The organism is Streptomyces palmae (assembly GCF_004684805.1).
Classification (GTDB): Bacteria; Actinomycetota; Actinomycetes; order Streptomycetales; family Streptomycetaceae; genus Streptomyces; species Streptomyces palmae.
Genome location: NZ_SRID01000781.1, coordinates 1 through 695, shown reverse-complemented (window position 1 = coordinate 695; position 695 = coordinate 1). Strand labels below are relative to the sequence as shown.

Sequence of the window (695 nt, the reverse complement as noted above, 5' to 3'; positions counted from 1 at the left end):
CGTTCGAGGTGGCGGCGTATGTGGCGGGTGTGTTGTCGTTGCGGGACGCGGTGGCGTTGGTGGCGGCTCGGGGTCGGTTGATGGGCGCGCTGCCCGCCGGCGGCGCCATGCTGGCGGTGGCGGTCGGTGAGGAGCAGGCGATGGCTCTGCTCGATGCCGCTCCGGCACAGCTCGCCGAGACCGTGGAGATCGCCGGAGTGAACGGCCCCGCCAGCGTGGTGCTCTCCGGCACCGCCCCGGGGATCGCCTGGGTGGAGAGCGAGTGCGCCGGGCGAGAGCTGCGCTGTTCTCGGTTGCGGGTGAGTCATGCCTTCCATTCGGCGGCGATGGAGCCGATGTTGGCGGAGTTCGGTGAGGTGGTGCGGGGGTTGGAGTTCGGTGCTCCGGTGATTCCGCTGGTGTCGGACACCTCGGGGGAGGTGTTGTCGGCTGAGCGGGTGGCGGATCCGGAGTACTGGGTGGGGCATGTGCGGCGGGCGGTGCGGTTCGCCGACGCGGTGGCCACCTTGCGGGGCGCGGGGATCACCGCGTTCGTGGAGCTGGGGCCGGACGCGGCACTCACCCCGATGATCGCCGAGATCACCGCCGACGACGAGGACGTACTGGCCATCGCGGCGCAACGACGCGACCGGGACCAGGTCGAAACCCTGACGGCCGCGTTGGGGCGGTTGTTCGCGCAGGGTGTGGCGGTGGAC

General features: G+C 71.4%; 1 protein-coding gene. It reads left to right on the top strand.

What is annotated here, in order from left to right; all coding sequences use genetic code 11:
• Positions 1-20: 20 nt before the first annotated feature.
• Positions 21-695, top strand: a 675-nt coding sequence (locus tag E4099_RS32620) for an acyltransferase domain-containing protein (RefSeq protein WP_167828582.1), incomplete at its 3' end; no start/stop codon positions are given.